The sequence below is a fragment of the Nonomuraea sp. WAC 01424 genome (assembly GCF_003947315.1).
Taxonomy (GTDB): Bacteria; Actinomycetota; Actinomycetes; order Streptosporangiales; family Streptosporangiaceae; genus Nonomuraea; species Nonomuraea spiralis.
On record NZ_QHHZ01000015.1, the window covers coordinates 218346 to 236683 of the forward strand.

At 70.6% G+C, this 18338-nt stretch carries 16 protein-coding genes; 9 read left to right on the forward strand and 7 right to left on the reverse strand.

The window, feature by feature from the left end; all coding sequences use genetic code 11:
* Positions 1–41 precede the first annotated feature (41 nt).
* On the reverse strand, positions 42–1133 hold the full coding sequence (locus tag DMB42_RS36500; RefSeq protein ID WP_125642611.1) for a GNAT family N-acetyltransferase: 1092 nt from the start codon (positions 1131–1133) through the stop codon (positions 42–44).
* 55 nt (positions 1134–1188) lie between these two features.
* Between DMB42_RS36500 and DMB42_RS36505 the strand changes: the two genes are divergently transcribed.
* The 6 genes from DMB42_RS36505 (at position 1189) to dop (ending at position 10303) form a co-directional block, all read left to right on the forward strand.
* Positions 1189–2040: a tRNA (adenine-N1)-methyltransferase gene (locus DMB42_RS36505; RefSeq protein ID WP_125642614.1), complete on the forward strand. Its 852-nt coding sequence runs from the start codon at positions 1189–1191 to the stop codon at positions 2038–2040.
* Positions 2041–2234: 194 nt separating this feature from the next.
* A complete protein-coding gene (gene arc, locus DMB42_RS36510; RefSeq protein WP_221762511.1) occupies positions 2235–4007 on the forward strand; it encodes a proteasome ATPase in 1773 nt (590 codons plus the stop codon).
* A 181-nt stretch (positions 4008–4188) separates the two neighbouring features.
* Positions 4189–6447, forward strand: a complete 2259-nt coding sequence (gene hypF / locus DMB42_RS36515) for a carbamoyltransferase HypF (RefSeq protein ID WP_260478150.1) — start codon at positions 4189–4191, stop codon at positions 6445–6447.
* Between the two features lie 88 nt (positions 6448–6535).
* The gene (locus tag DMB42_RS36520) at positions 6536–7555 is read left to right on the forward strand and encodes a pyridoxal-phosphate dependent enzyme (protein WP_125642620.1); all 1020 of its coding nucleotides are present in this window, start codon (positions 6536–6538) and stop codon (positions 7553–7555) included.
* A gap of 67 nt (positions 7556–7622) precedes the next feature.
* The gene (locus DMB42_RS36525) at positions 7623–8702 is read left to right on the forward strand and encodes an acyltransferase (RefSeq protein ID WP_260478151.1); all 1080 of its coding nucleotides are present in this window, start codon (positions 7623–7625) and stop codon (positions 8700–8702) included.
* 86 nt (positions 8703–8788) lie between these two features.
* Positions 8789–10303 (forward strand): depupylase/deamidase Dop, encoded by a 1515-nt coding sequence (dop, locus tag DMB42_RS36530; protein ID WP_312024783.1) that lies wholly within the window; start codon positions 8789–8791, stop codon positions 10301–10303.
* Between the two features lie 19 nt (positions 10304–10322).
* On the opposite strand, the gene DMB42_RS36535 is transcribed toward dop, so the two are convergent.
* The gene (locus DMB42_RS36535; RefSeq protein WP_125642625.1) at positions 10323–10727 is read right to left on the reverse strand and encodes a hypothetical protein; all 405 of its coding nucleotides are present in this window, start codon (positions 10725–10727) and stop codon (positions 10323–10325) included.
* Between the two features lie 148 nt (positions 10728–10875).
* Between DMB42_RS36535 and DMB42_RS36540 the strand changes: the two genes are divergently transcribed.
* Positions 10876–11085, forward strand: a complete 210-nt coding sequence (locus DMB42_RS36540) for a ubiquitin-like protein Pup (protein WP_020547596.1) — start codon at positions 10876–10878, stop codon at positions 11083–11085.
* A 71-nt stretch (positions 11086–11156) separates the two neighbouring features.
* Here DMB42_RS36540 and DMB42_RS36545 read toward each other — a convergent pair whose 3' ends face one another.
* Genes DMB42_RS36545 through DMB42_RS36565 form a run of 5 tightly spaced genes read right to left on the reverse strand, consistent with a single transcriptional unit; the run spans position 11157 to position 16357 of the window.
* The gene (locus DMB42_RS36545) at positions 11157–12194 is read right to left on the reverse strand and encodes a DNA polymerase IV (RefSeq protein ID WP_125642628.1); all 1038 of its coding nucleotides are present in this window, start codon (positions 12192–12194) and stop codon (positions 11157–11159) included.
* A 15-nt stretch (positions 12195–12209) separates the two neighbouring features.
* Positions 12210–13262, reverse strand: coding sequence for an ABC transporter ATP-binding protein (locus DMB42_RS36550; protein WP_185845039.1), 1053 nt, complete (start codon positions 13260–13262; stop codon positions 12210–12212).
* Entirely contained in the window at positions 13259–14077 is an 819-nt protein-coding gene (locus DMB42_RS36555) for a carbohydrate ABC transporter permease (RefSeq protein ID WP_125642634.1), read from the reverse strand. The genes DMB42_RS36550 and DMB42_RS36555 overlap by 4 nt, the downstream gene beginning before the upstream one ends.
* Positions 14074–15018, reverse strand: coding sequence for a carbohydrate ABC transporter permease (locus DMB42_RS36560; RefSeq protein ID WP_125642637.1), 945 nt, complete (start codon positions 15016–15018; stop codon positions 14074–14076). The genes DMB42_RS36555 and DMB42_RS36560 overlap by 4 nt, the downstream gene beginning before the upstream one ends.
* Positions 14993–16357: an extracellular solute-binding protein gene (locus DMB42_RS36565; protein WP_221762512.1), complete on the reverse strand. Its 1365-nt coding sequence runs from the start codon at positions 16355–16357 to the stop codon at positions 14993–14995. The genes DMB42_RS36560 and DMB42_RS36565 overlap by 26 nt, the downstream gene beginning before the upstream one ends.
* 152 nt (positions 16358–16509) lie before the next feature.
* On the opposite strand from DMB42_RS36565, the gene prcB reads away from it, so the two are divergent.
* Together prcB and prcA are read left to right on the forward strand one after the other, a co-directional pair.
* Positions 16510–17376: a proteasome subunit beta gene (gene prcB, locus DMB42_RS36570; RefSeq protein WP_396984746.1), complete on the forward strand. Its 867-nt coding sequence runs from the start codon at positions 16510–16512 to the stop codon at positions 17374–17376.
* Between the two features lie 21 nt (positions 17377–17397).
* Positions 17398–18252 (forward strand): proteasome subunit alpha, encoded by an 855-nt coding sequence (gene prcA / locus DMB42_RS36575; RefSeq protein WP_125642644.1) that lies wholly within the window; start codon positions 17398–17400, stop codon positions 18250–18252.
* Positions 18253–18338: the final 86 nt, after the last annotated feature.

Here is an 18338-nt window from a genome sequence, read left to right on the forward strand (position 1 = left end):
GTCCCGGTCCGGTCCCTTACGACGGCCTCAGGGCGAGCGCCTTATGACGGGCGCAGGCGTACCCACTCGATGTCGTCCGCCCGGGTGCCGTCCGGCTTCGGGAACAGCTCCCGGTGCAGGCTCTCCCTGCTGAACCCGGCCCGCTCCAGCACCGCGTGCGAGGCCGCGTTGTCCACGTCGGTGCCCGCCACGATCCGGTGCAGGGCCGTACGCGCGAACGCCCAGTCGACCAGCAGCCGCACCGCCCGCGTCATGAACCCCCTGCCGCGGAAGTCCGGCACCAGCGAATAGCCGATCATCGCCTGCCCGAGCACGGGGACGACCTGCATGAGCTGCAGGTGCCCGGCGAAGTCGCCGGTCGCGGCGTCCCTGACCGCCAGCTCGATCCGCTGCCCGGTGGCCCACCAGTAGCCGGTGCGGCGGCAGCGCCGCTCGTCCTCTTCCAGGGAGGCGGGCGGGGTCAGGGAGTAGGCCGTCACGCTCGGGTCGCCCATCATCCGGTTGTAGGCCGGGGCGTCGTCCGCCGTGAGCGGCGCCAGCCGCACCACGCCGTCGCTCAGCTCGCCGCCGTCGAAGAAGGGCAGGTACGGCTCGTCGGCCTGCGCCGACTCCCCGGCGATCCTGGCGAAGGCCACCAGGTCGACCCAGCGCCCGTCACGCGCCCGCTTGGCCTGACGCCGCCGCCCCTCCTCAAGGAATCCGGCCTTGAGCGCGACCCTCAGACCGGCCACGTTCTCCACCTCGGTCTGCAACTCCACCCGGTGCACGCCCTGGTCGGCCAGCCAGTCGCCGACCGCCCTCGCCGCCCGGCTCGCCACGCCCCTGCCGCGCGCCCACGGCGCCACCACGTAGCCCATCTCGACCACGCCCCAGCGGGTGGGCGGCCGGACGCCGATCGAGCCGCAGTAGCGGCCGTCCTCGGTGATCGCCCATTCCGCGCCGCCCGAGCGCCATTTGTCCTCGGCGTGCTTGAGGTAGTCGTGCGCGTCCTCCAGCCGGTACGGGGCCGGCAGCAGCGGCAGATACCGGGCGGTGACCGGGTCGTCGAACGCCCGCACGATCGACTCGGCGTCGCCGTCGGCGGGGGTTCGCAGGATCAGGGGGCCGGTGGAGATCACGTCGCGCGGGAGCATCCCCCATAGATACCGCGCGTCCGGAGGCACGAGAAACCCATATAACCTTGCCGCCATGGGTTTCCGCAGGCATGGGCCGTTCCAGGCAGGGGATCAGGTGCAGCTCACCGACCCCAAGAACAAGCGCCACACGATCACGCTCAAGCAGGACGGCGTCTTCCACACACACAAGGGCGCCATCCCGCACAGCGATCTGATCGGGCAGCCTGAAGGCTCGGTCGTGCGTTCCTCCGGCGGCACCGCCTACCTCGCCTTCCGCCACCTCCTGCAGGACTACACGCTGGCGATGCCGCGCGGCGCGGCCGTGATCTACCCCAAGGACGCCTCGATGATCGTCGGCATGGCCGACGTCTTCCCCGGCGCCCGGGTGATCGAGGCCGGCGTCGGCTCCGGCGCCCTGACCTGCTTCCTGCTGCGCGCCGTCGGCCCCGAGGGCCACGTGACCTCCTACGAGCGCCGCGAGGAGTTCGCCGAGGTGGCCCGCAAGAACGTGGAGAAGTTCTTCGGCGGCCCCATGGACGACAACTGGCGCCTGGTCCTCGGCGACCTGGTCTCCTCGATCGACGAGGCCGACGTCGACCGCGTCATCCTCGACATGCTCGCCCCCTGGGAGTGCGTCGACGCCGCCGCCAAGGCCCTCACGCCGGGCGGCGTCATCTGCTGCTACGTCGCCACCACCACCCAGATGTCCAAGACCGTGGAGGCCATTCGCGATCACGGGTGTTTCACCGAGCCTCATGCGTGGGAGACCCTGGTTCGCGACTGGCATGTCGAAGGGCTCGCGGTTCGTCCCGATCACCGGATGATCGGCCACACCGGTTTCCTCGTCAGCGCCCGCCGCATGGCAGACGGAGTGACGCCGCCACCGCGACGCCGCCGACCGAAGGGAACCACCGAGGAACTATGACAATTTGGCCACGAGGGTGCGTTGGTGCGTAACACGGGAACAGATCGCCGTGTTCATATGCTGGGAGTATTAAACGCACCATTGGGGATAATTCACCGAACACTGAATGTCACTCGACGAACACTGCCCGGCCAGGTTACGGAGGGGCCCGAGATAGGTAAGGTCCTTAGTAGTCGCCCTCGACTGGGAAGGAGGTGACGGGCGTGGCAGCTCGCGATGATGCTGAGGCTCGAGCCGCGCAGCGCGAACGGGAGGTCGCTGATCTTTCAACACAGGTCTCCTTCCTCCAGGAGGAGATCACCGCGCTGAGGCGGAAGCTGGCCGAGTCACCCCGTCAGGCCAGGGTCCTCGAAGAACGTCTCCACGAGGCACAGGCGAATCTCGCGGCCGTGACCGGCCAGAACGAGCGCCTGGTGGCAACACTCAAGGAGGCCAGGGACCAGATCGTCGCTCTCAAGGAGGAGGTCGACCGGCTGGCGCAGCCGCCGTCGGGCTTCGGCACCTTCCTTGAGGCCCGAGAAGACGGCACGATCGAGGTGTTCACCGGAGGGCGCAAGCTCCGCGTGAACGTCAGCCCCGCCGTCGACGTCGACTCGCTGAGCCGTGGCCAGGAGGTCATGCTCAACGAGGCACTCAACGTGGTCGAGGCGCTCGGCTACGAAGAGGTCGGCGAGATCGTCATGCTCAAGGAGCTGCTGGACGAGGGCAAGCGGGCCCTGGTCATCTCGCACGCCGACGAAGAGCGCGTCGTGCGACTGGCCGACTCGCTGGTCGGCCAGCCCATCAGGGCCGGCGACTCGCTCCTGCTCGAACCCCGCTCCGGCTACGTCTACGAGCGCATACCCAAGTCCGAAGTCGAAGAGCTCGTCCTCGAGGAGGTCCCCGACATCTCCTACGAGGAGATCGGCGGGCTCATGCGGCAGATCGAGCAGATCAGGGACGCCATCGAGCTGCCCTACCTGCACGCCGACCTGTTCCGCGAGCACAAGCTCCGTCCCCCGAAGGGCGTGCTGCTCTACGGCCCGCCCGGCTGCGGCAAGACGCTCATCGCCAAGGCGGTCGCCAACTCCCTGGCCAAGCAGGTCGCGGAGAAGACCGGCCAGTCCGGCAAGAGCTTCTTCCTCAACATCAAGGGCCCCGAGCTGCTCAACAAGTACGTCGGCGAGACCGAGCGGCACATCCGCCTGGTCTTCCAGCGGGCCCGCGAGAAGGCCTCCGAGGGCACCCCGGTGATCGTGTTCTTCGACGAGATGGACTCGATCTTCCGCACCCGAGGCTCGGGCGTGTCCTCCGACGTGGAGAACACCATCGTCCCTCAGCTCCTGTCGGAGATCGACGGCGTCGAGGGCCTGGAGAACGTCATCGTGATCGGCGCCTCCAACCGCGAGGACATGATCGACCCCGCGATCCTGCGGCCCGGCCGCCTGGACGTGAAGATCAAGATCGAGCGGCCCGACGCCGAGGCGGCCAAGGACATCTTCTCCAAGTACCTGCTGGCCGAGCTCCCCCTGCACCCCGACGATCTGTCCGAGCACGGCGACTCTCGCGAGGCGACCATCCACGGCATGATCCAGAGTGTGGTCGAGCGCATGTACACCGAGAGCGAGGAGAACCGCTTCCTCGAGGTGACCTACGCCAACGGTGACAAGGAAGTGCTCTACTTCAAGGACTTCAACTCCGGCGCGATGATCCAGAACATCGTCGACCGGGGCAAGAAGATGGCCATCAAGCAGTTCCTGGAGAGCGGACAGAAGGGCCTTCGGGTCCAGCACCTGCTCACCGCCTGCGTCGATGAGTTCTCCGAGAACGAAGACCTGCCCAACACCACCAACCCCGACGACTGGGCCCGCATCTCCGGCAAGAAGGGCGAGCGGATCGTCTACATCCGCACGCTGGTCTCCGGCAAGCAGGGCACCGAAGCCGGCCGTTCGATCGACACGGTCGCCAACACCGGCCAATACCTGTAGTGGAACCACATGGAAAGGGCCGCGCGGCCGTCCGCGCGGCCCTTTCCATGTCCGCCCCCGCCCGCCCCCGCCCGCCCCCGCCCGATCCCGGCCGCCCCGGGCGGGCCGTCCGCGCCGGAAGGGCCCGCGACACGCGCCATACGGCATGCAAGGTGCCCCGATGAGGCGCACACTGGGGCCTGTGACAGTCTGCAAACGGGTGGACGTGCACGTCGAAGGCGTCGTCCAGGGAGTGGGCTTCCGCCCCTTCGTGTATTCGCTGGCCAACAGGCTCGGCCTGGCCGGGCGGGTGCGCAACGACGTCGACGGGGTGTTCATCGAGGTCGAGGGCGCCCTGGCCGGGGTCGAGGAGTTCCTGACCGCGCTGGAGCGCGACGCGCCCGCCCTGTCGGAGATCGAGAGCGTCACCGTCGTCAGCGGCGAGCCCGCCGGTCACAGCGGCTTCACCATCACCGCCGGCGACCCGGCCGGCCCGCGCCGCACCCTCGTCTCGGCCGACACCGCCACCTGCGACGACTGCCTGCGGGAGCTGGCCGACCCGGCCGGCCGCCGCCACCGCTACCCGTTCATCGCCTGCGCCAACTGCGGGCCGCGTTTCACCATCGTGCGCGGCGTGCCCTACGACCGGCTGCTGACGACCATGGCCGGGTTCGCGATGTGCGCCGCCTGCGCGACCGAGTACCACGATCCCGCGGACCGCCGATTCCGCGCCGAGCCCATCTGCTGCCCCGCCTGCGGCCCGGACCTGCGCCTGCTGGACGCCCGCGGCGCCGACCTGTGCGGCGACCCGATCGCCGGCTGCGCCACCCTGCTGCGGGCCGGCCGCGTCGTCGCCGTCAAGGGCCTGGGCGGCTTCCACCTGGCCGTGGCCGCCGCCCACGCGGAGGCCGCCGCCGCCCTGCGGGCCCGCAAGCACCGGGCGGAGAAGCCGTTCGCCGTCATGGTCGCGGGCCTCGACCAGGCCCGCCGGCTGTGCGCGGTCGACGAGCAGGCCGCCGCGCTGCTCACCGGCCGCGCCCGGCCGATCGTGCTGCTGCCCCGGCTGCCGGACGCGCCCGTCGCCGCGGCGGTCGCACCCGGCCGCCGCGATCTCGGCCTGATGTTGCCGTACACGCCGCTGCACCACCTGCTGCTCGGGGAGCTGGCCGAGCCCCTGGTGCTGACCGGTGGCAACGTCGGCGACGAGCCCATCGCCCACGAGGACGCCGACGCGGTCACCAGGCTCGGCGGCATCGCCGACGCCTTCCTCGTGCACGACCGGGCCGTCCACGTCCGTACCGACGACTCGGTGCTGCGCCCGTGGTCCGGCGGCCACACCGAGCTGCGCCGGGCGCGCGGCCACGCGCCCGAGCCGCTCACGCTGCGCCGGCCCGCGCCCCGCCCGGTGCTGGCCTGCGGCGCCGAGCTGAGCGGCACCTTCTGCCTGGTACGCGGCCGGCGCGCCTTCCTGTCCCAGCACATCGGCGACCTGGACGACCACGACACGCTGCGCTCCTTCGTCGAGGGCATCGACCACTTCTGCGGCCTGTTCGACATCCGGCCCGAGGTCGTCGCCCACGACCTCGACCCCGCCTACCTGTCCACCCGGCACGCCCTGGAGCTGACCGGCGTCGAACTCGTCGGCGTCCAGCACCACCACGCCCACATCGCCTCCTGCCTGGCCGACAACGGGGAGACGGGCCCGGTGATCGGCGTGGCCCTCGACGCGCCCGGCCGCGGCCTCGACGGCACACTGTGGGGCGGGGAGTTCCTGCGCGCCGACCTGACCTCCTGCCACCGGCTCGGCCACCTGGCTCTGGTGCCCATGCCCGGCGGCGCCGCCGCGACCCGCCAGCCGTGGCGCATGGCCGCCGCCTACCTGCGCGACGAGCACCCCGGCCTGGACGTGGTCCGCCGCAACGCCGCCCACTGGCCCGACGCGCTGGCCCTGGCCCGCGCCGGGGTCGACGCCCCCATGACCTCCAGCGCGGGCCCCCTGTTCGACGCCGTCTCGGCGCTGCTCGGCATCCGGGACACGATCACGTACGAGGGGCAGGCGGCCGCCGAGCTCGAACAGCGTGCCGACCCGTACGAGACCGGCTCCTACGCCGCCACCATCACCGAGGGCGACCTGCTCGTCGTGCACGCCGCCGACCTCGTACGGGCCGCCGCCGCCGACGTCGCGGCCGGGACCGGCACCGGCACGATCGCGGGCCGCTTCCACAACGGCGTGGCCGACGCCGTCGTACGCTGCTGCGTCATGCTCAGGGACGACACCGGCCTGAACACCACGGCGCTGTCGGGCGGCGTCTTCCAGAACGCGCTGCTGCTCGAACGGACCGTCGAACGCCTGCGCGCGGCCGGTTTCCGGGTGCTCACCCACACCCGGGTGCCGCCCGGCGACGGCGGCGTCAGCCTCGGCCAGGCCGCCGTCGCCGCCGCCCGCGACCGTCCGTCCTGATCCCGTCCTGGACCCCGGCGGGAACGCCGCACGTCGGCGACGGCCCCGGCAGCCGGGGTCGGCGGCCGGCCCGGCCTAGCATGCGATCATGCACTTCTTCAACCCCGGCCGCACGCCCTACACCCAGCGCGACCGCGAGCTGATCGGCGCCGAGCACGCCCGCCGCGCCCGCGCCCACTTCGCCCGCCACCCGGCCTACCGGCCCACCCCGGTGCACACCCTGACCGGTCTGGGCGGAGCGGGCACCGTGCACGTCAAGGACGAGAGCGGGCGCATGGGCCTGGGCAGCTTCAAGGCGCTCGGCGGGGCCTACGCCGTGCACCGGCTGTCCGAACGGGACGGCGGCGGCACCACGTACGTGTGCGCGAGCGCCGGCAACCACGGCATCTCGGTCGCGGCCGGGGCCCGGGAGCTCGGCGCGCGCTGCGTCGTCTACCTCAGCCACGGCGTCCCCGAGCCGTTCGCGCACCGGCTGCGCGCCCTGGACGCCGAGGTGCGCCGCGAGGGCGACGACTACGACGCCAGCCTCGCCGCCGCGCTGCACGCCTCGCAGGAGCACGGCTGGCGCCTGGTCGCCGACACCTCCTGGGAGGGCTACAGCGACATCCCCCTGGACGTGATGCGCGGCTACACCGTCCTGTTCGACGAGATCGAGATCCCGCCCACCCATCTGTTCGTCCAGGCGGGGGTGGGCGGGCTGGCGGCCGCGGCGGCCGGGTATGCCCGCGACCGGTGGGGCGAGCGGCCGACGGTCGTCGTGGTCGAGCCTGAGGGCGCCCCCTGCCTGCTGGAGAGCGCCCGCGCGGGCGAGCCAGTGCACGCGACCGGCGCCCCCACCCGCCTGGGCAGGCTCGACTGCCTCGAACCGTCCCTGCTCGCCTTCGACCTGCTGCGCCGCCAGGCCGACCTGTTCGTCACCGTGGCCGACGAGCAGGCCGCCGAGGCCGCGGCCCTGCTCGCGGGGGAGGGCGTGGCGCTGTCGGAGTGCGGCGCGGCGGGGGCCGCGGGGCTGCTCGCCCTCGACCCGGGCACCCGCGAGGCCCCGGCGCCCGGCCCCGCCGCGCGCGTGTTGCTCGTGGGAACGGAGGGACCTGTGGAACCAAAGTGATCAGCAGGTCGTCAAAAAGGGCGTGCACCAAGCTAACCGGCCAAAGCATGCTCGGGGAGACGGCCGGTTGGCCGAACTCGACCTTCTGCGTTTCGTCGCCGCCCTGGCGGTCGTCGCCTTCCACTACCTGGTGGCCTTCGCCTCGGTCTGGGGCGCCCGGCCCGCGGCGTTGTTCCCGCCGCTCGCCCCCATCGCCGGGCTGGGCATCCTCGGCGTCGAGCTGTTCTTCGTCATCAGCGGGTTCGTCATCCTCATGACGGTCTGGGGGAGGGGGCTGGGGGCGTTCGCCCGGTCGCGGCTGGTGCGGCTGTACCCGGCGTACTGGCTGAGCCTGGGCGCCGTCGCGGCCCTGTACGGATTGACCGGCGCCACCGCGCTGGACCCAAAACTTTCACCAGGCCAGTACCTGGTGAACGCCACCATGTTCCAGCGGCTGTTCAAGGTGGCCGACGCCAGCGGCGTCTACTGGTCGCTGTGGGCCGAGCTGCGCTTCTACCTGCTGATCGCGATCCTGGTGATCGTGGGCGTCACGTACGGGCGGGTGCTGGTCTTCTCGGGCGTCTGGCTGGCCGCCGCGCTGGCCGCCAGGATGATCGAGAACGACCTGCTGAACGAGATCCTCATGCCCGATTACGCCCCTTATTTCGTCGCCGGCATGGCCCTGTATCTCATCCACCGCAACCGCAAGGCCCTGCTCCCGTGGCTGTACGTCGCCGCCGGGTACGCCATGGCCATCCCCGCCGCGCTGGGCCGCGTACACCGCCGCATCGACGCCGCCGGGTTCAAGAACATGCCGGTCACCGACACCAGCGTGATCGTCACCATCACCCTGATCTTCATCGCCATGGCCCTGGTCGCCCTCGGCCTGATCCGGCTCAAACCGTCCAGGACGCTCACCGCGCTCGGGGCCACCACTTACCCGCTTTACCTCTTCCATGGGGTCACCGCGGCGGCGCTCATCCCGTTGCTCACCGGCGACCTGCCCCCCTGGGCGGTGGCCCTGGTCACGACCGTGGCGGCCGTCGTGTTGTCGTATCTGATCTACTCCTTTGCCGAACGGCCGATCCAGCGACTACTCAAGCCCCGCAGATCCCCGCAAACCACAACAAGCTCCGCCGTACAGGTTGAAAAGGCGTCGGTGCCATAACTCTGTGGCCTCGGGGCACTGTGAAGGGCATAGGCTCGGGCATATAAACGGCGGATAGGCAGATCCGGACGAACAGAGGGTGTTGCATGACGGTGCGTCGGGTGATGGGCATCGAGACCGAATACGGCATCTCCGTACCAGGTCAGCCAGGCGCCAACGCGATGGTGACCTCCTCCCAGGTCGTGAACGCCTACCTGGCCGCCTCGGCGGCCAGCGCGCGCCGAGCGCGCTGGGACTTCGAGGAGGAGAACCCGCTCCGCGACGCGCGCGGCTTCGACCTGGCTCGCGAGGTCGCCGACCCCAGTCAGCTCACCGACGAGGACCTCGGGCTGGCCAACGTCATCCTCACCAACGGGGCCAGGCTCTACGTCGACCACGCCCACCCCGAGTACTCCTCGCCGGAGTGCACCAACCCGCGGGCGGCGGTCATCTGGGACAAGGCCGGCGAGCGCGTGATGTACGACGCGGCCACCCGCGCCTCGGCGATCCCGTCCAACGCGCCCATCCAGCTCTACAAGAACAACACCGACGCCAAGGGCGCCTCCTACGGCTGCCACGAGAACTACCTGATGCGGCGGGCCACGCCGTTCGCCGACATCGTCCGGCACCTGACGCCGTTCTTCGTCTCCCGGCAGGTCGTCGTCGGCGCGGGCAAGGTCGGCATCGGCCAGGACTCCCGCGGCGAGGGTTTCCAGATCAGCCAGCGCGCCGACTTCTTCGAGGTCGAGGTCGGCCTGGAGACCACGCTCAAGCGGCCCATCATCAACACCCGCGACGAGCCGCACGCCGACCCGGAGAAGTACCGCCGGCTGCACGTGATCATCGGCGACGCCAACATGTCGGAGATCTCCACCTACCTCAAGCTCGGCTCCACCGCGCTCGTCCTGGCCATGATCGAGGAGGGCTTCCTGACCCGCGACCTGGCGGTGGAGAACCCCGTCCAGGCGCTGCGGGCGGTCAGCCACGACCCGACCTGCCGGTACGAGATCTCGATGCGCGACGGCCGCAAGCTCACCGCCGTCCAGCTCCAGATGGAGTACCTGGAGCAGGCCCGCAAGTACGTCGAGGAGCGCGGCACCGCCCAGGACGAGATGAACAAGGACGTCCTCGACCGCTGGGAGTCCGTGCTCACCCGCCTGGCCGAGGACCCGATGCAGCTCTCGCGCGAACTGGACTGGGTCGCCAAGCTGGAGCTCCTGGAGGGCTACCGCACCCGTGACAGCCTGCCCTGGTCCCACCCGCGGCTGCAGCTCGTCGATCTCCAGTACTCCGACATCCGCCCCGACCGCGGCCTGTACAACCGGCTCGTGGCGCGCGGGCGCATGCAGCGCCTGATCAGCGAGGAGGAGGTCGAGCGCGCGATCGAGCAGCCGCCCACCGACACCCGCGCCTACTTCCGCGGGCGCTGCCTGAGCCAGTACAGCGAGTCGGTGGCCGCCGCCTCCTGGGACTCGGTGATCTTCGACATCCCCGGCCGGGAGTCCCTGCAGCGTGTGCCCACACTCGAACCGCTGCGCGGCACCAAGGCCCACGTCGGCGAGCTCTTCGACCGCTGCCACACCGCGGCCGACCTGGTCGCCGCGCTGACCGGCGGGGAGTAGACCGGGCCCCGCGAGGGGCTCACAGCAGGCCGATCCCCAGCGTCAGCGTGCCCGCCGCCAGTGACGCGCCGCCCGCCGCGGTGAGCCAGATCAGCCTGTTCGGCTTCGTGTCGCGCGGGCGCAGCACCGACAGGAAGAAACCCAGCGGCATCAGGATGGGCGCGGCCACGATGAGGATCCGCGTCAACGCCTTCACGCCTTCAGGCAGGCTCGCCTGGTCCACGTACAACATCGCGACCAGGCTGAACAGGACCAGTACGCCCGCGTGCGCGTGCCCGGCCCGCCACAGGCCCCTGCGGACGGGGTTGTCCAGATAGCCCGGCTCGTTGCGCATGAGGAAACGCAGCAGCGTCACGCCACCGAACGCGATCGTCGGGACTGTGATGAGGAGCACACCTGCCGTGGTCAGCGAAGAAGGTGACATGTCGGGATCTCCTTGTGGGTAGGTGGATCCATTATTGGATAGGAGAGCTATCCAGTCAAGCGGGCAAGATCGCAGGGTGTTCGACGCGAAATGTCGCCCGGTTCGGGGAAGATATGCCTAGAGGCAGTCCCCCAAGCGGAGGTAGGACATGGCAACCAAGGACACCGGCGGGCAGAAGCAGACCGGTCGGCGTGAGACCGAAGTTGAGGAGACCGAGGCCTCGGCGGCGCCGGACGTGCAGGAGCGACAGGAGAAGCTCACTGACGATGTCGACGCGATCCTGGACGAAATCGACGAAGTTCTCGAAGAGAACGCAGAGGAATTTGTGCGTTCGTACGTGCAAAAGGGTGGAGAGTAGGGCCAGTCAGGCTTTGTCCTCGCCGCTCTGACCAAGGGGAAGGCATGGGCCCCGGCCGGGAAGGCCGGGGCTCACGCCTCAGGCGGGGTGTATTCGACCGCCACCCCGAGCAGCCTGACCGGACGATCGAGGTCGACACGGCCGAGCACGGCGAGCGCCGCCTCGGTCAGCAGCAGCGCGTCGGCCGTGGCCACGGGGAGCGTGGACTGCCGGGTGCGCGTCAGGAACGGGGTGAAGCGCACCTTGACCGTCACCCGTGCGCACAGACGGCCCGCCGCGGCCGCGTCGGAGGCGACCTGCCCGGCGAGCTCGGCCACCCGGGCGGCGACGGCGTCGCGATCGGTGAGATCACGGGCGAACGTGGTCTCGCGGCTGTGGCCGCGGGCGACCCAGGGAGTGGTGACCACCTCGGCCTCGCCCCTGCCGAGCGCCAGATAGTGGTACCAGGGCCCGTTGACCGGCCCGAAGGCGCGGGCCAGCTGGGCCGGATCGGCGGCGGCCAGGTCGGCGACCGTGCGCAGGCCCAGCCCGGCGAGCTTCCTCGCGGTACGGGCGCCGATGCCCCACAGCGCGTCGGTCGGCCGGTCGTTCATCACCTCGGCCCAGTTCTCGCCGGTCAGGCGGAAGATCCCGCCGGGCTTGGCGAACGCCGAGGCCAGCTTGGCCTGGTGCTTGTTGTCGCCGATGCCGACGGAACAGCTCAGCGCGGTGCGGTCGAGCACGGCCGCCCGCAGGCCGGCGGCCAGCGCCTCGGGGTCGTCCACGGTCGCGCCGACGAAGGCCTCGTCCCAGCCCCAGACCTCGACGAGCACCGGCAGCTCGCGCAGCACGGCCATGACGCGCTCGGAGGCGGCCTCGTAGGCGGGCGGGTCGCTGGGCAGGAAGACGGCGTCGGGGCAGCGCCGCAGCGCGGTCCGCAGCGGCATGCCGGAGTGGACGCCGTGCTCGCGGGCCTCGTACGTGGCGGTGGCGGCGACCGTGCGGGGCGCGGTCGGGTCTCCCGAGCCGCCCACGACGACGGGCCTGCCGCGCAGCTCGGGATGGCGCAGCAGTTCGACGGCGGCGATGAACTGGTCGAGGTCGACGTGCAGGATCCAGGACCTGGCCATGGATCCAGTATGCGGTCAGGGTGACAGGAGCCGGTCGTCGCGGTAGACCAGGGCGCGGCGGGGCACGGCCCAGTGGGAGGCGCCGAGCGGCGGCTCCTCGCCCTCGGGCACCACGGCCTGGATGAGCCCGCCGGGGGATTCGAGGGTGATGAGGGTGTGGGTGCCCATGTTCTCCAGCACGGAGACGACGCCGGGGAAGGCGTCCGGGCGCTCGGCGGCGGACAGGTCCATGTACTCGGGGCGTACGCCGTAGGTGACGGCGGCCCCGTCGTCCGGGGTCAGGCCGGAGGGCAGCGGGAGCAGGGCGCCGGCCACCTTGAGCCCGGACTCGGTGGCCTGGGCGGGCAGCAGGTTCATCGGGGTGGAGCCGATGAAGGAGGCCACGAACGTGGTCGCCGGCCGGTGGAAGATCTCGGCGGGGGTGCCCACCTGGATCATGGAGCCCTTGGACATCACCGCGATGCGGTCGGGGAGCGCGAGCGCCTCGGCCTGGTCGTGGGTGACGAACACGGTCGTGACGGCCAGTTCGCGCTGCAGCCGCTTGAGGAAGGTGCGGGCCTCCAGGCGCAGCCGGGCGTCGAGGTTGGACAGCGGCTCGTCGAACAGGAACGCGGCCGGATGGCAGGCGATGGCCCGGGCCAGCGCGACCCGCTGCTGCTGGCCGCCGGACAGCTCGGCGGGACGCCGCAGCAGCAGCTCGGTGAGACTGAGCCGGGCGGCGACCTCGGCGGCCTTCTCCACCCGTCGGGCACGCGGGACCTTCTTGATGCGCAGCGGGTAGGCGATGTTGGCGGTGACGTCCATGTGGGGGAAGATCGCGTAGTCCTGGAAGACCATGGCGACGTCGCGCTCGCCCGGCGCCAGCGCGGTCACGTCCTTGCCGTCGATGGCGACGGTCCCGGACGTGGGGCTCTCCAGGCCCGCGATGGTGCGCAGGAGAGTGGTCTTCCCGCAGCCGGAGGGGCCGAGGAGGGCGAAGAACTCACCGTCCTCGACGGTGAGCGCGAGGTCGTCGAGCGCGCGTACGCCCCCGGGGAACACCTTGGTCAGGCCGTGCAGGGAGATCACCGCTTGATTCCTCCGTGGAAGCGGAAGCCGTACCGCTGGGAGACGAACAGGTACATGAGGACCACCGGCAGGGAGTACAGCAGGGAGAAGGCGGAGATGAGGTCGAGCCGGGGCGCGCCGCCCTCGGTGTAGAGGGTGTAGAGGATGATCGAGCCGGGCGCCTTTTCGGGGTCGCGCAGCAGGATGAACTGGAACAGGAAGCCGCCCCACACGCTGGCCAGCGCCCATACGGCGATGGTGGCCAGGCCGGGCCGTACGAGCGGGACCACGATGTGCCGCAGGATCTGCAGCGACGAGGCGCCGAAGACCCGGGCCGACTCCTCGTAGGAGGTGGGCGTCTCGTCCATGAAGTCCTTCAGGATGAAGATCGCGGCGGGCAGCAGGCCGGCCGAGACCACGAGGATGACGCCGAGATGGGTGTCGATGAGCCCGAGCCGGGTGGCCAGCTCGAAGATCGGCACCATCGCCGCGGTGCCGGTGACCACGGACGACAGCAGCAGGAGCAGGTAGAGCAGCGCGTCCCGGCCGGGCAGCCGGACGCGCGACAGGGCGTAGGCGGCCAGCGCCGACAGCACGACGACCAGCACCGCGGCCCCGCCGCCCTGGATGAGGGAGTTGCGGATCGAGCCCAGCGCGTACGGGTTGTCCAGGATGGCGGCGAAATTGCGCAGCGTGAACTCGGGGATCGACGTGGTGATCGTCGGCGTGTCGTCGAACGGCGCGCTGGCCAGCCAGAGCATCGGCAGCGCGAAGAAGGCCAGGACGACGGCGACGAAGACGGTGGCGGCCAGCCGCCCGAGCGTGTGGCGGATCATGCGGGCGGTCCTCCGGCGGCGGCGACCTCGGCGACCTCGGTGACCTTCTCGGCGCGGCGGCGTCCGCGCAGCAGCCGCAGGTAGGCCAGGGCGAAGACGAGGTTGATCAGCAGGATGAGGAAGGAGATCGCGGCTCCGACGCCGAGCTGGCCGTCGTGGAGTGCGACGCGGTAGACGTACACGGGCAGGATCTCCGAGCGGCCCTCGGGACCGCCACCGGTCAGCACGAACGGCGTGAAGTCGTTGAACGTCCACAGGCTGATCAGCAGCAGGTTCGTCAGGACGTGCCGCCTGATCGTCGGCAGGACGACGTCGCGCAGCTGCTGCGGCACGCTCGCCCCCGCCAGCCGGGCGGTCTCCAGGTGCGAGGGCGGCACGTTCTCCAGGGCGGCCGAGTAGAGCATCATCGAGAACGCGGTGCCGCGCCACACGTTGAACACGATGATCGACAGCAGCGGGTAGTCGAGCAGCCAGGCGAACCCGGGCGTGTGCAGCAGCGCGTTGAGCGTGCCGTCGTCGCGGTCGAGCAGCGCGAACCACAACATGCCGACCACGGTGCTCGGCAGGATCCACGACAGCAGCACCGCGCCCTCGACGACCCTGCGCAGCGGCCCGGTACGGGTGCGCAGGATCCAGGCCAGGGTGAACCCCAGCCCGGCCTGCCCGACGACGGCCGAGCCGCCGACGTACAGCAGGGTGAGCCACAACGAGGACAGGAAACGCGGGTCGGCCAGCGCCGCGGTGTAGTTGCCGAGGCCGACGACCTGGGGGTCGGCGGCGGCCAGACCGGTGAGCCGGTAGTCGGTCAGGCCGAGGTAGATGGTCCACAGGGCCGGGAAGAGCAGGAAGACGCCGATCAGGACCAGGGCGGGCAGGACGAACGCGACCGCCCTGCCCCGGCCCAGCCCCGCGGCGTCAGCCGCCGACGTTGGCCGCGCCACCAACCAGTCCCTCCAGCTTGCCCTGGTAGGCCGCGGCCGCCTCGTCGGCGCTCTTACCGCTGACCACGGCCGCCGTCGCCTCCTGCAACGCGGTCGAGACCTGCGGGTAGACGGCCAGGCCCGGCCGGTAGGCGGTGATCGGCAGCACCTCGTCGGCCACGTACTTGAGCATGGGGTCGGCGGTCAGCACCTCTTCGTTGACGTCGGTACGTGAGCTGATGCGGGCCTGCCCCGCCAGCTGCGACTTGGTCGCGGCGGCCGAGTGCATGAACGCCAGCAGCTCCCAGGCCAGCTTGGGGTTCTTGGAGAAGGGGTTGAGCACGCGTACGGCGCCGCCGGACATGCTGACGAAGTTCTGGCCGCGGATGCCGCCGCCGGGCTGTCTGGCCGGGATCTTGGCGTAGCCGACGACCTGGTCGCGGTCGGGCATGGGGGCGACCCCGGCCTTGGGCTCGATGACCGAACGCCAGAAGTAGTCGCTCTCGGCCAGGATGGCGATCTTGCCGGCCGCGAACTGGGCGAAGGACTTGTCGCGGCCCTTGGCCTCCTGCTGGAGCTTGGGGTCGCCGAGGCCGCTGCCGCCGTAGATCTGCTGGTAGAAGGCCAGGACGTCCTTGACGGCCTGGGAGGCGCCGGCCCACTTGCCCGCGCTGTAGACCTCCGACCCGGCGCCGGCCAGCAGGGGGAGCACGCCCTGCATGGTGGTGGCCTCGCCCATGGCGGTGCCGGCGTTGATCTGGATGGGCGTGGGCACGCCGGACGCCTTGAGCTTGGTCCCGGCGTCGATGATCTGCTGCCAGCTCTCCGGCTGCCAGGTCTCGGGCAGCCCGGCCTTCTTGAACAGGGTCTTGTTGTAGAACAGCACGCGGCCGTCGGTGCCCTGGGGCAGGCCGTACTTCTTGCCGTCGAAGATGCCGAGGCCCTGGACGGCCTGCGGGATCTGCGACCAGCCCTCCCACTGCTCGACGCCGGCGCCGCCGACCTCGGTGAGCGGCTTGACGTAGCCGGCCTGGGCGAACTCGCCGACCCAGATGCCGTCCAGGTCGATGACGTCGGCCCCGGTCTTGGACTTGAGGTCGAGAGCGATCTTGGTTTTGTACTGTTCGTCGTCGACGCCGTTGCCCTGGAAGAGCACCTTGACGTTCTGATGGGTCTTCTCGAACTCGGGGATGACCCACTTCTTGATCCAGGCGGCGGACTCGGAGTTCTTGCCGCCCTCGATGGAGTTGGCGGTGATGGTGAGGGTGATGCTGCCCCCGGACTGGGTGCCGGAGCCGCAGGAGGTGAGCGCCAGGACGGCGGCGGCCGCGACGAGCGCGGGCCGGCTGGGGAGTCGCAAGTCGGCCTCCTGTTCAGGACGTGCAGACATACCGACAATCGCACGGGGTGTGGCGGGCGTAAAGAAACGATCTGATGAACGGTTCGCCGTGAGCTGATCGTGGGAAGTGCAGACAGCGACGCAACATGAGTAGGGTCGGCCTAGAGACACTGATGTTGGGAGGGAGTCGCGTGGCATCGAACAGGGATCTGCCCGCCGGCTTGGTGGACCAGCTTTTCCGAAACTCCGGAAACTCCTCGTTCACGGAGTTCGTCAGCTCTTATGCACCCGAGTTGCTGCCGCAGCGTTATCAGGCGCTGGCCACTCCGATCGGCGACCAGGTTCCACACGCGACCACGATCGTGGCCGCCACCTTCGCCGGCGGCGTGGTGATGGCGGGCGACCGGCGGGCCACCTCGGGGAACATCATCTCGCAGCGTGACGTGGAGAAGGTGTTCCGCGCCGACGACTATTCGTGCATGGGCATCGCCGGCACGGCCAGCACCGGCATCGAGATGGCCCGGCTCTACCGTGTCGAGCTGGAGCACTACGAGAAGATGGAAGGCCGCACGCTTTCTGTGGCGGGCAAGGCCAACCGGCTGGCCACCATGATCCGCGGCAACCTGGGCATGGCGATGCAGGGTCTGGTGGTGGTGCCGCTGTTCGCCGCCTACGACCCCGACCGCGACGAGGGCCGCATCTTCAGTTATGACGTGGCCGGCGGCCCGTACGAGCGTGACAGGTTCGACGCCATCGGCTCCGGCTCGATCTTCGCGCGCGGCTCGCTGAAGAAGCTCTACCGCGACGGCGCCTCGGCCGACGACATGGTGATGACGGTGATCCAGGCCCTCTACGACGCGGCCGACGACGACTCGGCGACGGGCGGGCCCGACGTGTCGCGGAAGATCTGGCCGATCGTGTCGGTGATCGACGCCGACGGTTTCCGCAGGCTGACCGACCAGCAGGTGGCCACCCAGGTCGAACAGATGCTGGAGGCCCGGATGATCTCGCCCGACGGCCCCATCGCCCCGCTGCGCTAGAAAGGACCACTGCACGTGTCCATGCCTTTTGGATATGCGTCCCCTGAGCAGATCATGCGGGACAAGGCCGACTACGCGCGCAAGGGCATCGCGCGGGGCCGGTCGGTCGTCGTGCTCCAGTACGTCGACGGCATCCTGTTCGTGGCGCCCAACCCGTCGCGGGCGCTGCACAAGATCAGCGAGATCTACGACCGCATCGGGTTCGCCGCCGTCGGGCGCTACAACGAGTTCGAGGAGCTGCGCCTCGGCGGCATCCGCTACGCCGACATCAACGGCTACACCTACGACCGCTCCGACGTGACCGGCCGCGGGCTTGCCAATCTCTACGCCTCCAACCTGGGCCGCATCTTCACCGAGTCGATCAAGTCGCTGGAGGTGGAGGTCGTCGTCGCCGAGGCCGGGGACGACCGCGACGGCGACGCCATCTACCGGCTGACCTTCGACGGCTCGGTCTTCGACGAGCACGGCTTCGCGGCCATGGGCGGCCAGGCCGACGCCGTGGCCGGGCGGCTGAAGGAGCGCTACCGCGAGTCGATGTCGCTGGCCGACGCGCTGGAGGTGGCGCTGGCCGCGCTCACCGAGCCGGGCGGCGAGCGTCCGCCGGTGGCGCAGCTCGAGGTGGCGGTGCTCGACCGCAACCGCGAGCACCGCAAGTTCCTGCGGCTCACGGGCGCCCGCCTGGAGCGCCTGCTCGCCCAGACGACGACGTCCGCGACCCCGCCGGCCACCCCGCCGCCGAACGCGCCCGCGACCCCGCCGACCGGCCCCGATGCGGAGCCGCCCGCCACGCCTCCCACGGCGCCACCGTCCGCGCCTCCTACGGGCCCGCCCACGGGCCCTGAGGGCGACGTGGACGACGGGTCAGGGCCGCTGTAAGGCCCATAAGGCACCCGAACAAGGCGAGGGCCGCACGGCGGCCCTCGCCTTGTTCCGTCGTGACCCCCTGGACACGCAGGGCGACG